The sequence below is a fragment of the Rhodococcus sp. WS1 genome, assembly GCF_003797745.1.
Classification (GTDB): Bacteria; Actinomycetota; Actinomycetes; order Mycobacteriales; family Mycobacteriaceae; genus Rhodococcus_F; species Rhodococcus_F erythropolis.
Genome location: NZ_RKLZ01000002.1, coordinates 674,856 through 689,688, shown reverse-complemented (window position 1 = coordinate 689,688; position 14,833 = coordinate 674,856). Strand labels below are relative to the sequence as shown.

Below are 14,833 nucleotides of genomic sequence, written 5' to 3'. Positions count from 1 at the left end.
ACCTTCTCAGAGTTCTACGAACGCGGTTCCCAGCGGAAGTGGACGTTCGCGATCAGAACCGAACCGACGATCCACGCCAGCATGACCAACAGCGGTTGCCCAGCCGAACCGAAGGTGTCGACAAATCCGGCCGCCGCACCGGGCGCATCGCCCAGATCAGCCAGTTCGCCAGTGGTCCGCCCCAGCCATCCGAGATTGAGAAGGTCGACTACTGCGGCCAGCGGAGTGAAATCGAGAATGCGAGCAACGTTGTCCGGCACGACATTCCTGATCGAGGACATACCTGCCGTCGCCAGAATCAGAATCGGCATGCAGGTGATCTGCGCCGCCTCTGCATTTCGCGTGACAGCCGAAGTGATCAACGCCAGCGCCGTGAAGAGCGCGGCGCCGCCGATCACCGCGACCAGCACCAGCACCGGATTGACCGGAGCACTACCGCCCAGAACCATCACAGCGATTCCGATGACCACCGTCAACAGCGCGGTGAGAACCCACGACGGCACTGCCGGGCCCGCCAGGATCTCGGCGTCGCTGCATTCCCCGGTCCGTAGTCGCTTGAGAACCAACTCGTCACGGCGCGTCGCGTACACCGACAGCAGGTTGTAGAAGACCACGAAGACGAGAAGGAACAGTGCAAATACCTCGAGGCCTGCCGACACCGACTTGTCCGACAGCCCGCCGTCTCGCGACAGGTACAGCATTCCCACGGGAAAGATCAGCGGGAGGACGATTGCATTGAAGAGCAACAGTCGATTTCGTCCCAGGAGCGTGAACTCCGAACGAGACAGGGTTGCGATGCGGTTCATGCCGACGCTCCTTCGAGAGTTGCGTGATGATCGAATTGGTCTGCAATGGAGAGGAATACTGTCTCCAGGGACGCCGCCCGGGCATCCAAGCCGGTCAGCAAGACATCATTGTGCTGCGCCCACAGCAGCAGTTCCGTCAGCGTCTCCTGGACGGTGCGAGTGGTGATCAGCACCAGATCGTTTTCGACGCGCACCTCGGCGCCGGCCAGCGCTGGGAGCGGAAGGCCTGGGCGGTGCAGTTTGATCTGGGCGGGATGATCTGCGACGACGTCCGCCACGGTTCCGCTGCGCACGACCGATCCACGGTGCATGATCGCCAATTGGTCGCACAAGGATTCAGCTTCGTCGAGATAGTGCGTCGTCAACATGATGGTGACGCCCGACGCTTTCAAGTCAGCGATCAATTGCCAAGTGTTACGACGACTTTCGGGATCCAAACCAGTAGTCGGTTCGTCGAGGAACAGTACGAGTGGCCGGCCGATGATCGCGCACGCCAGATCCAGTCGGCGCGCTTCACCGCCCGAGAGGAACTTCACGCGGGTATCGCCACGGTCACGCATGTCCACGCGCTCGAGCACCTCGTCGACGGGAAGCGGATTCGAGCACGTTCCGGCCCACATCGCCAAACTCTCACGAGCAGTCAGGTCTTGGGGAAGCCCACCCTTCTGGAGCATGATGCCAAGCGACGGTCGAATCTGCTTGCGGTTGCGCACCGGATCCATTCCCAGAACGCGCACCGTACCGGCGCTGGCTCGTGAAAGGCCCTGAATCACTTCGAGAGTGGATGTCTTGCCGGCACCGTTTGTTCCGAGGAGGCCGAACAGCTCGCCTTCCTGAACACTCAGATCCAGATTGCGAACAGCATCGAACGCCTCCTTGCCGGAGCCGTAGCGCCGCGACATTCCGACTACGTCGATCACGGGATCGCCCTTCATCGCTGCGCCTCCTCTCGGTTCCAGCTGCGCAGTCCGATCGTGAATCGAATGCCCGCGTAGACCGCGAGAGCGGCAACAAGAATCCAGGACACCGGATTGGAGCCGATGATCGCGAATACCCCTCCGATGATCGCGATGTTCACCACGATCACAACAAGTTCGCGGCCCATCGTGGGTGCGGGTCCGATGTCCATCAGGTCCGTCAGGAGGCTTCCCTCATGTGGTTCTCTCATGCCTCCAAGCCTCGCGGGAAGTCCGCGACGAAAACAGTGCACCGCGTCATCACCTGCGGTGACACCGTCATGGATCGGCGATGACAAATGTCATGCGACGTCCCCGCGGGGACGCGTCGTAAATTGCAGGTAAGGGTCGCCTCGTTGTTTTGCCGTTCATTTTTACGTTCCTTTACCCTCGCTTAGAGCTTCTACGGTTCCCGAAGTCCGTACATCGAATCTCGGGAGTTCACGGTGGCTATCAAGCCTTTGGCCTTGTTCGTCAAACACGACGGCGTGTCTGCACGCGCGTCGATCACCTGCCAGTACAAGTGCGGAAACGCGTGCTCTCATGAGGTCCCCAACACCTCGGGCGGCGAATACTTCCGCGATATCGCACGCACGGCACTGACTCGTCGCGGCATGCTCCGGGGCAGCGGCATGGCAGTGCTCGCGGTGGGAGCGGGCAGCGCCCTCGTCGCGTGTTCGGACGAATCCGCAAGTGCCGAACCGGGAACCGGATCAGCGAGCGGCAGCAGCGGCGGAACCACACCAGCGGGGACGAACTTCGACGCCGTCGCGCCCAACAAGGAAGACAAGGTCACGGTCCCTGACGGATACGATCAGGCCGTCGTCATCCGTTGGGGTGACGCCGTTCTCGCCGGAGCCCCGGCATTCGACTTCGACAAGCAGACTGCGGCAGCACAGGAACTGCAGTTCGGATTCAACAACGACTTCGCCGGATTGCTCCCGGTCGACGGGCAGCCCAACACCTACCTCCTCGTGGTCAATCACGAATACTCCACCGAGCCGGCGATGTTCCGCGGCTACGATGCGGAGAACCCGACCGAGGAGCAGTTCAAGATCGGCCTGGCCAGCCACGGACTGTCGGTCGTCCAGGTCAAGGGCGAATCCGACAACGGCAAGCTGGTACCGGAGATCGGATCGAACAACCGCCGCATCACCGGAACCACGGAGTTTGTCGTGACCGGCCCCGCTGCAGGTAGCGACTTCCTCAAGACGAGTGCCGATCCCACGGGAACCAAAGTGCTCGGCACCCTCAACAATTGCGCTGGCGGCGTCACACCTTGGGGCACAGTGCTTTCCGGCGAAGAGAACTTCAACCAGTACTTCGCGAATGCCGAGGGTGTCACCGATCCCACGGTGGCAGCACGGCTGAAGCGCTACGGTCTGGCCGGAGCCGCTTCCGAGCGCAAGTGGGAACGCTTCGACAAGCGGTTCGATCTGGTCGCAGAACCCAACGAGGTCAACCGATTCGGATACGTCGTCGAGATCGATCCCTGGGATCCGTCGTCGACTCCGATCAAGCACACAGCGCTCGGACGTTTCAAGCACGAAGCCGCCACCATTTACATCACGTCGGACGGCACCGTCGTTGCATACAGCGGTGACGACGAGCGCTTCGACTACATGTACAAGTTCGTCTCGAGCCGAAAGATGCAGGACGGCAAGAGTCAGGCAGCCATGCGCCACAACATGACTCTGCTCGACGCCGGAACACTGTACGTTGCAAAGCTCAGCGGAAACTCCGCCGGCGAGATCGACGGAACCGGCAAGCTCCCGTCGGACGGCACGTTCGACGGAACCGGCGAGTGGGTAGCCATCCTGCGCACCGGCGAAGACGGCAAGGGCGAATCGCTGGTAGACGGTATGAGCGCCGAAGAGGTCGCCGTCTTCACCCGCCAGGCCGGTGACAAGGTCGGGGCAACGAAGATGGACCGCCCCGAGGACTTCGAGGCAAACCCGAAGAGCGGCAAGGTTTACGTCGCACTGACCAACAACACCAAGCGCGGAGTCGACGGTGGCGCCGTGGCCGACGAGGCGAACCCGAGGAACAACAACAAGAACGGCCAGGTCCTCGAAATCACCGATGACCACGCCGGCACCACCTTCGGCTGGAATCTTCTTCTCGTCTGCGGAGATCCGGCCACAGCCGATACTTACTTCGGCGGGTTCGACAAGAGCAAGGTCAGCCCCATCTCATGCCCGGACAACCTTGCCTTCGACCCGCACGGCAACCTGTGGATCTCCACCGACGGCAACGCACTCAAGTCCAACGACGGACTGTTCAGCGTTGTCCTCGAAGGCGAAAACCGCGGTGAAACAAAGCAGTTCCTCACCGTTCCCGTCGGCGCCGAAACCTGCGGCCCCATCGTGGACGAGAAGCGCGTCATCGTCTGCGTCCAGCACCCCGGCGAGACCGACGACGCCACCATCGAAAGCCCCGCATCCCATTGGCCCGACGGTGGCTCCTCCCAGCCTCGCCCGTCGGTAGTTGCAGCCTGGAAGAAGGACGGATCTCGGCTCGGCTCGTAACACACACGAAAACGACTGTGGGGCAGATCGCATAATCTGCGATCTGCCCCACGTCGTTTACCTCAGATTCTCAAGAGAATCAGTTGTCACCATCCTCGCGACGCTTACGCGTCAGGAGAACAACACCCGTTCCCAGCGCCAGCAGCAGAACCAAACCGCCTGCCGCGAGCAACCCGGTGTTCACGCCACTCTCACCAGCGCCACCACCCGAGTTGATCGTTCCACCCTGAGGAGCAGACGTCGGCGGCTTCGGCTGACCCGGCTGACCCGGGTTTGCTGTCGGCGGCTTCGGCTGTCCCGGAACCGTGCTCGGAACCGGCTGACCCGGAACCGTCGGCGGTACGACGATCGGAGGCACAACGACGATCGGGGGAATGATGATCGTCGGTGTAACCGGCACCGTCGTGTTCGGAACCGTCGTGGTCGGCGGAACTGTCGTGACCGGCGGCGTTGTCGTCGGCGGCGTCGTTGTCGTCACGCCACACGGATCCACAATCTCCTCCGCGACAACTTCTTCTGTCGTGGTCTCCTCTGTGGTGGCCTCCTCCGTGGTGGTGGATTCCTCCGTACCGGTCACATCAGCGTCACCGGCAGTGGTCGCGCTAGCCGTCGTCGTCGCAACCGTTGTGGTCGGAACCATCCGCGTGGTCGTCGTCGGAGGAACACAGGGCTCCGTCGTGACCGGCGGCGTCGTGGTGGTGGTCGTCGGAGGCACCGTGGTGGTGGTCTCCGGCGGGTCCACCGGGTGTTCGGTGCAGAGAGCGTCGCCCGGGACACAGTCCACCGGCGGGTTCTCGCCACCAACCACCAGGTAGTTGTTCAGGACGCCCGGAGTGAATCCGGGACCTGACAACGTTCCGATCTCAGGATTGACCTTGACGGTGTACGTCACCGTCGCGCTCTCACCCTTGGCCAGCTTTCCGGTGACCGTGAAGACGTTGTCGACGACACCCGAAACAACCAGCGTGGAAGTAGTAGCCGGATTCTTCGTCATTACTGCATCGTCGAGAACATCGGTCAGATCGTCGTAGAAGCTGATCTCACCATCCGCGGTGCCCACATTCTTGAACGTGAGCGTGTACGTGATCTCCTGGCCGCCAACCACACGGTTCGTGGTGGACGGGTCAGAGGACTTCAGTACCTCGATTGCGGGAGTGCCATCAACCGGGTGTTCGGTCGTGACCGGCGGAGGAGTGATCTCCGGACCGGTCGGCGGCTTCGCAGTACCGGTGACCTTGTTGTTGATCAGAACGCCGCCGGCAACACCGTCGTTGATCTTCACCTGATAGGTCAGAACAACCGACTTACCGGCCTCGAGTGCACCCGTCCAGGAGAGCGTGGTGCCCTCGAGGGTCGGCGCAGTCGCGTCGACACCGTCGACAGTTGCCTTGAGCGAACCGTCCACCAACGCCGCGTTGTCGAGAACCTTCGACAGATCATCGGTCAACACCACCGGATCAAGGGTCGTGTTACCCGTGTTCGCACCGGTCACCGTGTACGTGATCGTCTGACCAGCAGCAACATTGGTACCCGAGGCCGGATCCGCAGTCTTCGCGACCGTGAACCCCGGAACCTTCACCGGGTGCTCGGTCGTCACCGGCGGAGGAGTGATCTCCGGACCGATCGGCGGCTTCGCAGTACCGGTGACCTTGTTGTTGATCAGAACGCCGCCGGCAACACCGTCGTTGATCTTCACCTGATAGGTGAGAACAACCGACTTACCGGCCTCGAGTGCACCAGTCCACGAGAGCGTGGTGCCCTCGATGGTCGGAGCAGTCGCGTCGACACCGTCGACAGTTGCCTTGAGCGAACCGTCCACCAACGCGGCGTTGTCGAGAACCTTCGACAGATCATCGGTCAACACCACCGGATCAAGGGTCGTGTTACCCGTGTTCGCACCGGTCACCGTGTACGTGATCGTCTGACCAGCAGCAACATTGGTACCCGAGGCCGGATCCGCAGTCTTCGCGACCGTGAACCCCGGAACCTGAACCGGATGCGTCGTGCACAGCTGAGTCGCCGGATCACACACCTCCGGAGGATCAACCGGAGGAGTCGTACCCGGAACAACGAAGTTGAGCACCGTGTTGTCGGCATTCGCCGCAACGCGATCGGCATCAGCCTTGACCGTGACGGTGTACGTCACCGTCTTGCTCTCGCCGGCCGCCAAGGTCCCCGTCACCGAGAAACCATCCGTGCCGACCATCGCAGCAGTCAACGGAGCATCAGCACTCAAGCTGCCCGCAACCAGATCAGCATCGTCGAGCAGACCACGCAGATCGTCGAAGTGCGCGACCTCACCCGCACCGTTACCGGTGTTCGAGAACGTGAGCGTGTACTTGATGTCCTGACCGGCAACAACATTCGAACCCGACACCGGATCAGAGGACTTCACCACAGCGATCTTCGGAGACACCACCGGATGCTCGGTCGTCACCGGCGGAGGAGTGATCTCCGGACCGGTCGGCGGCTTCGCAGTACCGGTGACCTTGTTGTTGACCAGAACGCCGCCGGCAACACCGTCGTTGATCTTCACCTGATAGGTCAGAACAACCGACTTACCCGCCTCGAGTGCACCCGTCCAACTCAACGTCGTACCCGACAGGGTCGGAGCAGTCGCGTCGACACCGTCGACAGTCGCCTTGAGCGAACCGTCCACCAACGCCGCATTGTCGAGAACCTTCGACAGATCATCGGTCAACACCACCGGATCAAGAGTCGTGTTACCCGTGTTCGCACCCGTCACCGTGTACGTGATCGTCTGACCAGCAGCGACATTGGTACCCGAGGCCGGATCCGCAGTCTTCGCGACCGTGAACCCCGGAATCTGAACCGGATGCGTCGTGCACAGCTGAGTCGCCGGATCACACACCTCCGGAGGATCAACCGGAGGAGTCGTCCCCGGAACAACGAAGTTGTTCACGAACACCCCACCGACCACATCGGCATTGACCTTCACCGAATACGTCACCGTCTTCGTTTCGCCGGCCGCCAAGGTCCCCGTCACCGAGAAACCATCGCTGCCGACCATCGCAGCAGCCAACGGAGCATCAGCAGTCAAACCACTCAATGCACCCTTGTCCACAACCTGACGCAGATCGTCGAAGTACGCGACCTCACCCGCACCGTTACCGGTGTTCGTAAACGTGAGCGTGTACTTGATGTCCTGACCGGCAACAACATTCGAACCCGACACCGGATCAGAAGACTTCACCACAGCAATCTTCGGAGAGACCACCGGATGCGTCGTGCACAGCTGAGTCGCCGGATCACACACCTCCGGAGGATCAACCGGAGGAGTCGTCCCCGGAACAACGAAGTTGTTCACGAACACCCCACCGACCACATCGGCATTGACCTTCACCGAATACGTCACCGTCTTCGTTTCGCCGGCCGCCAAGGTCCCCGTCACCGAGAAACCATCGCTGCCGACCATCGCAGCAGCCAACGGAGCATCAGCAGTCAAACCACTCAATGCACCCTTGTCCACAACCTGACGCAGATCGTCGAAGTACGCGACCTCACCCGCACCGTTACCGGTGTTCGTAAACGTGAGCGTGTACTTGATGTCCTGACCGGCAACAACATTCGAACCCGACACCGGATCAGAAGACTTCACCACAGCAATCTTCGGAGAGACCACCGGGTGTTCGGTCGTGACCGGCGGAGGAGTGATCTCCGGACCGGTCGGCGGCTTCGCAGTACCCGTGACCTTGTTGTTGATCAGAACGCCGCCGGCAACACCGTCGTTGATCTTCACCTGGTAGGTCAGAACAACCGACTTACCCGCTTCGAGTGCACCCGTCCAACTCAACGTCGTACCCGACAGAGTCGGAACAGCGGCAGGAGCACCATCGACCGTCGCCTTCAGCGAACCGTCCACGAGCGTCGCGTTGTCGAGAACCTTCGACAGATCATCGGTCAACACAACCGGATTGAGCGTCGTCTTACCTGTGTTCGCACCCGTCACCGTGTACGTGATCGTCTGACCAGCATTGACGCCCGTACCCGGCGCTGGATCCGCAGTCTTCGCGACCGTGAACCCCGGAACCGAGTGATTCGTCTCCACCGAAGGAGGAGTGATCTCCGGACCGGTCGGCGGCTTCGCAGTACCGGTGACCTTGTTGTTCAAGACTGTGCCCGCGGCAACGCCGTCGTTGACCTTCACCTCATAGGTGAGAACGACGGACTTACCGGCTTCGAGAAAACCAGTCCACGAAAGGGTGGTGCCCGACAGAGTCGGATCAGCGGCAGGAGCACCGTCGACGGTCGCCTTCAGCGAACCGGGAACGACAGCGGCGTTATTGAGAACCGCACCCAGATCATCGTTGATCTTTACCGGATCGAGCTTCGTCTTACCGGTGTTGGTTCCGGTGACGGTGTACTTGATCGACTCGCCGGCCTGAACCGTCGAACCGGAAATCGGATCAGCAGTCTTCTCCAATTTGAAGCCGGGAACCGAGTGATTCGTCTCCACCGTAGGAGGAGTGATCTCCGGACCGGTCGGCGGCTTCGCGATACCCGTGACCTTGTTGTTCAGAACCGTGCCCGCGGCAACGCCGTCGTTGACCTTCACCTGATAGGTCAGAACAACAGACTTACCGGCCTGGAGATCGGCGGACCACGACAAAGTGCTGCCCGACAAAGTCGGAGCAGTCGCAGGAGCGCCGTCGACGGTCGCCTTCAGCGAACCCGGAACGACAGCAGCATTGTTGAGAACCGCACTCAGATCGTCTTTGATCGTCGCGGGAGTCAGGGCCGTCTTGCCGGTGTTAGCACCGGTGACCGTGTATGTAATGGTATCGCCGGCCTGAACCGTCGAACCTGTCGCGGGCACAGCGGTCTTCGCGACTGTGAACCCGGGCATGGGATGCGTCGTGCAGAGATTGGTTGCAGGATCACATGTTGCGGGAGGAGTTGTTGTACCCGGAACGAGGTAGTTGTTCAGGACTTTGTTACCACCGTCTTTGACCGTGACGGTGTATGTGACTGTCCCTTTGCCGCCGGCTGGCAATGTGCCGCCGACTTTGATTTTGTCGGCGCCATCCAATGCAGCGGTGAGTCCGCCTGTAGCAGCACCGACCGCAACCGTTCCGTCATCAATGACGTCGGCGAGGAAGTCCGTGTAGTCGATCGTTGCCGGCGCAGTGCCGGGATTCTCGAAATTCAGAGTGTAGGTGATTGTTTGGCCGATATTGACCGTCTCACCGGTAGGTGGTGACGACGACTTCTTCACAAGAACCGGGGTGTTGATGATCTTGCAGTACGCGTTGTCACCAGGTGCCAATGCTGTCTGCGCAACTCCACCAGCTTGAAGATTCTTGGCCACACCATTGACCTGGCAGTCCCACTTCGTCGCGTAGTTCGCGGTCTTGGTCGCCGAAGTAGTGGGCTTCTCCCAGAACGTGACGGGGGTAGGCGTCGTGTCAGCGAGGAGCATCCTCCAACCGGTGGAAGCGGTGGTTGCTGTAGCCCCCGTATCGGTGCTCTTGAGCACCTGTCCGCTCGCGGCATTTGCATCGGCGAAAGTACCGGTGCTTGTTCCGATGGTGAAGTCATCGCCGGGGCTGACCCGGGTGAGTTCCTTGTCGATCTTGACCCTCGGCAGCAAAATGCCGAACGCAACACCCTGCCGAGACGTGTCAGCTGTGGTGTTTCCGAAAGTGCCGGCGAAGGAAGTCGGCGCTGTCGCCGCCAGTACTACCGTTCCAGGTGAGTAATTCTTACTGAGGTCGTTGTCCCACCACGAGTTGCATCGAACCGAAGTCGTCCCCAGCCCGGTGAGACCATCGGCTCCACCGACAGTGCCGTTGCACGCCCGAATCGGCGGCCAACCTGGAGTGTTCACACCCATGGTGCGATCGATCAGGCGGAAGTTCTTGTCCGACTGGAACGACAGGAATTCTTTGTTGTTTGCGGCAACAGGGTCCGTCGATTCGGCATCCGCGACAACAAGTCCGTAGTTGTTAACAGCGCCGTTCGGCCCATTCATGACAATATTGTCGAGCTTGACGGTTCCGCCCGACTGGACCCGATTACCCCCACTCATTGTTGGAACCGTTTGGTACAAAGCAGGTTTGACCGCAGACGGCAATCCACTGTATGCGACGTCGCCGAGCGCGGAAAGGCCCTGTAACGCCGGAAGCGGGTACGCAGCTACACCCGTGTGCGGCTTTGTCGTGGATCCGTCGATCGAGTTGACCAGCTTGGCATTGAAGCTGATGGAGTAGATATCCGTCAGCTTGACTGTCATCGGCTGTCCCGCTGCTGAGGTTGCGGCAGCCTGGTTGAACGTCGACATATCGATCCAGCAGATGTTCTGCGAGAGATTGCCGGTGTTGGGCGCACTGAACGCACAGCCCGTGGGCGGTTGCTCGTCCGGCAGGACAGCAGCGCGAGCCGGCGTCTGAGCCTGAACGGGACCGCCGAGCGTTGCGGCCGGCTGCGCTGACGCAGCTACTGCCGTCGCGCCGGAGAGGCCGAGAATCATCGCGATGGCGGTCCACACCACCGTCCACGCTCGCACCCAGGGCGGGAGCCCTGCGGTGAATAGGGCCGACCTTGTCGGCGGTATGTCGTTAGGCATTTCTTACTCCCCAGGATGTGCCTGATCGATGTTCGGTGGACGGAGATGCGAGAGCGCTGGCGCGAACTCCCGATTGATCGGTTGGTTCGGGTCGATCCGCCTGTTTTCGGCTGATCGACCTCACACCGGACGCTGTTGCCGGTCCTGTCATTCGAGCTCCTCTTGGGAAACACCTGCGTGTTGGAAGAGCCGCCCTGAACAGGACCTTGGCCCTCGAAATCCGTGCAAATCGAGAGCAACCTTCCAGTTATCTCGATCAAGATAACAGATAACCGGGAGCTTGCCCATCGAAAGTCAGACAAAGCAGACCGATCGACGTTTTTGTTCGTAGATCGGACAAGCTTCGAGGAGCAGCGTTGTTCAAGCGGACAATTCAGCCCTCGGAGTACGGCACCGCTCCGAACGCGATGGCATTCGGCGTTTCCGCTGACCAGATCGGGTGACGACCAACTTCGAGGGCGACAAGGAATCTGGACAACTGCCCAATATGGATAAGGCCTGTTGGATGCGCCACAGCGCCTCGAACCATGAGCGGAAACTCCGTACTGAATGGAGTCCAATCGCCCGTGCAAGCACGTAGAAATTTATCGAATTGGTCCAGACCGCACCCGGCGACGGCTGCCGGTAACGAAGCACTCCGGCGCTCCGATAATTGGGTTGCGAGGCGCCATCTTCGACCGAAACCGGGTCGGCGCCTTCGATCCAGACCCAACTTCAAGTCCGTTTTGTAGCTTTTCGGTTGGAGCAGTCCTGCTCATTTTCTGCCATAGCTATTTTCTGATCCTGCTCAGCTAGTCGAAAGTTCAGCGACCGTGGCTACCACTCGGCAGAATTCTCGTAACTGACGAGCAACAACCGGACTAACCAGCCAAGCGTCACAAGAGTGCCAAAAAGGGCCCTTCCGCGTGCCTCGAGGCAAATGCATCGAGGGCGAAAGGGCCCGAACCGGGCACCACGGAGCCAAGGGCCCCCGCCGCAAACTAGCTGCTGCCGAACCCCACACTGTTGGCGTAGCGATCGAAATCGCCCTGCGCCCCGCTGTAAACGTTGATATCGGTGTTTCCGGTGATCCCGGGGATGCGTCCGGTGCTGGTGTACTGCCAGAAGGTCCAGTTGGACCAACCGCCGGGCAGCGGGCCCGGAGCGTTCTGCCCGTTGTAATCGGCGATCCACAGCGGGTAGTGGTTGAACTCGGTGGTGTTGGCCATCTGAGTGCGCCAGAAGTTGGGATACGTGTAAATGATGGGCTGCCGCCCGGTGAGTGCCTGGACTGTATTCAGGTAGCGATGAGTCCAGTCGATGACCTGACCGGCGGGAAGTCCCTTCGCATCCTCTAGATCCAGAACGGGCGGGAGGTCACCAGGTCCGTTGATACCCAGGACGATCGCCGAATAGAAGGCAGCCTGGGCTTCGGGGGACTGGCGAACATCTGCGTAGTGGTAGGCCCCGCGCGAGACGCCGGCAGCCCGCATGACCAGGCAATCCTGGATGAAGTACGGATTGACGTAGTTGAGCGACTCAGTGGCCTTGACCATCGCGAACTCGTGCCCTGACGCCTTGACCTGGAACCAGTCGATTCCGGTTCCGTCCACGTGCTGCCACGACGAGACGTCCGGGCCGCGGGGAGCGTCGGCAGCGGCGAGGCCAGGTGCCGTGATCGCGATGGCAGCTGCCATCGCGATCGGGGTGAGCTTGCCCAGTGTCCTGACGATCCGTCGCTCGACCATTTCCCGAGAGTAAGGTCGACTAGTCCGTTTTGTCCGCTAATTCAGGGAATGTTCACTCAACCGAGCCAATCGAGAACGGCCGCCGCGGTCCACGACTGTTGCATACTGCCCAGCGGCTCACCGGTGAAAGGCTCGTAGTACTCGGCAAAGCTGCCGTCACTGGCCTGCCGCAACCCCTCCGAACGCAAGACGTGCGATCGCTCGGCCCACCCCCGACGCGCGAACGCCCACGAGAACAACCACGTGATCACCGGCCACACTGGGCCACGCCAATACTCCCGAGGACGGAAATCGCCGGAAACCGGAGACGTCGACGGTGGGACGGCAAATCGCATGTCCGGGTGACCACAGAATTTGGGCCCCTCGAAAGTACGCAACAGAGCGCGCTCGGCATCGCGGCTCAGGCCGCCGCACAGCAACGGCGCAAACATCGCGATGGTCTCGGTATGAACCCATCGTCCGGTGCGAAGATCGAAATCCTTTGCTGCACCCGATCGTTCATCGGTGGTGGCAATTACGCCCTGCCGGAATCGATCTGCCCAACCGCGCAGATCACGGACGTCGGAGTTTGGTCGCGAATGCTCCTCACCGATAGTTGCCAAAACGTCACATGCCATCGAGAAAACCGCACTGACAAACACGTCCTCCACGGCAAAACTCATGGCAGTGGCGAGTTGAGAATCCTCGTACCTCACGGCCTTCATCTCTTCGAGAAGCCAAAGGTAGCGGTCGTATTCGTGATCCGTGGGTCGCTGAGACAAGTCGGTCACCACAGCGAGATCAGCGCGCTGATACGCAGGCACTTGTCCCGCAACAACATTCGCGTACGCCAGATCCCATCGCGGAGAATTGTCCATCCCCGATTCCCACCCGTGATAGAGCGCGATGCGGCCGTTGCCGTCGAGATCGCGGGCCTCCGCCAACCAGCGGTGCCACCGAACCAGATCGCTCCAGCGCCGGTCGAGGAACTCTTCCGCGACCGCACGCGTCGTACGTCCGTGCCGACGCGAATGATCGAGAATCCGCTGCACCGCAATCGCGTGAACGGGGGGTTGGGTGATTCCCGATGTAGCTGTACCCAAAGGAGCATGCGCTGCCAACGCATTGACATCCCACCGCGTCGGGCCGGGGAAGTAGCCGTCGACACCGTTCGCGAACACGATGTGCGGAATCATTCCGTTCTTCCACTGAGCCGAGAGCAAGGTATCGAGCTCTACTACCGCCCGTTCGACGCTGAGCGGCGCCAAACCTACCGCGACGAACGCGGCGTCCCAGCTCCACATGTGGGGATACAGCTTCGGGGCAGCGCTGGTCATCGTGCCCAGGTCGTTTCCGCGCAGCAGGTAGGCAGCTCGGGCGGCGAGCTGAGTCGGGGTAAATCCGCGGTCGGCCATAGATGTCTATTTTGCGACGCGCGGCGCCTTTGCGCTCATCGAGCACGAATCGGGCGCCGTAACCGCGATAATGTGGCAACACCGTCAGGCGATCTCGAAGTGGAGGGCTTGTGCGCGAGAAGATCAAAGCACTGCTGTTCGACGTCCAGGGCACAGCGACCGATTTTCACAGCACCCTGTGCCGAGAGGCCCGTCGGATCACCGACGCCGACGTCGACTGGCCAAGATTCGTCAATCTCTGGCGCGCTGAGTACTTCGCGAACACCTCCGAGGCCGGCGACGCCACAGGCGAATGGGTGACAGTACATTCGGTGTACCGCGAGGCTCTGCGCAAGCTGTTGGCCCGCGAGAGCATCGAACTTTCCGATGCCGAACAGGAAGAACTCACCACCGCCTGGAAATTCCTGGACCCGTGGCCGGACACCGTCGCCGGCCTGACAACCCTGCGCCAGCAGTACACAATCGCTGCCTTGTCCAACGCCGATGTGAATGCCGCAGTCAGCATCTCCCGGCACGGAAATCTGCCATGGCATGCCGTCTTCACCGCCGAAATGGCCGGTGTCTTCAAACCAGATCCGAAGATCTACCACCTGGCTGCTCGATACCTCGGGTTCGACCCGGCCGAGATCATGATGGTTGCCAGCCACAAATATGACATCCGGGCGGCCAAAGCTCTCGGGTTCCGCACAGCCTTCATAGCCCGACCACTCGAATTCGGAGCCAGGGGCAATCCCGATGTGTCATTCTCCGACGAGTTCGACATCAACGCCGAGGACTTTCTGGATCTGGCAGCACAATTGGTCCACTGATGCCGTGCCTGCGCGTCGTTGCTGGTA

The 14,833-nt window shown here is 60.8% G+C and carries 8 protein-coding genes; 2 read left to right on the top strand and 6 right to left on the bottom strand.

Annotated elements, in window-relative coordinates:
* Positions 1-14: 14 nt before the first annotated feature.
* The 3 genes from EEB12_RS15680 to EEB12_RS15670 are packed head-to-tail and all read right to left on the bottom strand — an operon-like array spanning position 15 to position 1,974.
* Positions 15-806 carry an ABC transporter permease gene (locus tag EEB12_RS15680; RefSeq protein ID WP_021334418.1) on the bottom strand — a complete coding sequence of 264 codons (792 nt, stop codon included), beginning with the start codon at positions 804-806 and terminating at the stop codon, positions 15-17.
* On the bottom strand, positions 803-1,741 hold the full coding sequence (locus tag EEB12_RS15675) for an ABC transporter ATP-binding protein (protein ID WP_019746143.1): 939 nt from the start codon (positions 1,739-1,741) through the stop codon (positions 803-805). The genes EEB12_RS15680 and EEB12_RS15675 overlap by 4 nt, the downstream gene beginning before the upstream one ends.
* Entirely contained in the window at positions 1,738-1,974 is a 237-nt protein-coding gene (locus EEB12_RS15670; RefSeq protein WP_019746144.1) for a hypothetical protein, read from the bottom strand. Before EEB12_RS15670 ends, EEB12_RS15675 begins: the two co-directional genes overlap by 4 nt.
* Positions 1,975-2,208: 234 nt before the next feature.
* Here EEB12_RS15670 and EEB12_RS15665 point away from each other — a divergent pair, with 234 nt between their 5' ends.
* On the top strand, positions 2,209-4,290 hold the full coding sequence (locus EEB12_RS15665) for a PhoX family protein (RefSeq protein WP_141488084.1): 2,082 nt from the start codon (positions 2,209-2,211) through the stop codon (positions 4,288-4,290).
* 79 nt (positions 4,291-4,369) lie between these two features.
* On the opposite strand, the gene EEB12_RS15660 is transcribed toward EEB12_RS15665, so the two are convergent.
* From EEB12_RS15660 to EEB12_RS15650, 3 genes are all read right to left on the bottom strand, one after another.
* Entirely contained in the window at positions 4,370-10,876 is a 6,507-nt protein-coding gene (locus EEB12_RS15660) for an isopeptide-forming domain-containing fimbrial protein (protein ID WP_141488083.1), read from the bottom strand.
* A gap of 980 nt (positions 10,877-11,856) precedes the next feature.
* Positions 11,857-12,552 (bottom strand): glycoside hydrolase family 25 protein, encoded by a 696-nt coding sequence (locus tag EEB12_RS15655; protein WP_370334015.1) that lies wholly within the window; start codon positions 12,550-12,552, stop codon positions 11,857-11,859.
* A 107-nt stretch (positions 12,553-12,659) separates the two neighbouring features.
* On the bottom strand, positions 12,660-13,997 hold the full coding sequence (locus EEB12_RS15650) for an amylo-alpha-1,6-glucosidase (RefSeq protein ID WP_019746148.1): 1,338 nt from the start codon (positions 13,995-13,997) through the stop codon (positions 12,660-12,662).
* Between the two features lie 110 nt (positions 13,998-14,107).
* Here EEB12_RS15650 and EEB12_RS15645 point away from each other — a divergent pair, with 110 nt between their 5' ends.
* Positions 14,108-14,806 (top strand): haloacid dehalogenase type II, encoded by a 699-nt coding sequence (locus tag EEB12_RS15645; RefSeq protein ID WP_046379692.1) that lies wholly within the window; start codon positions 14,108-14,110, stop codon positions 14,804-14,806.
* The last annotated feature ends 27 nt before the right edge of the window (positions 14,807-14,833 follow it).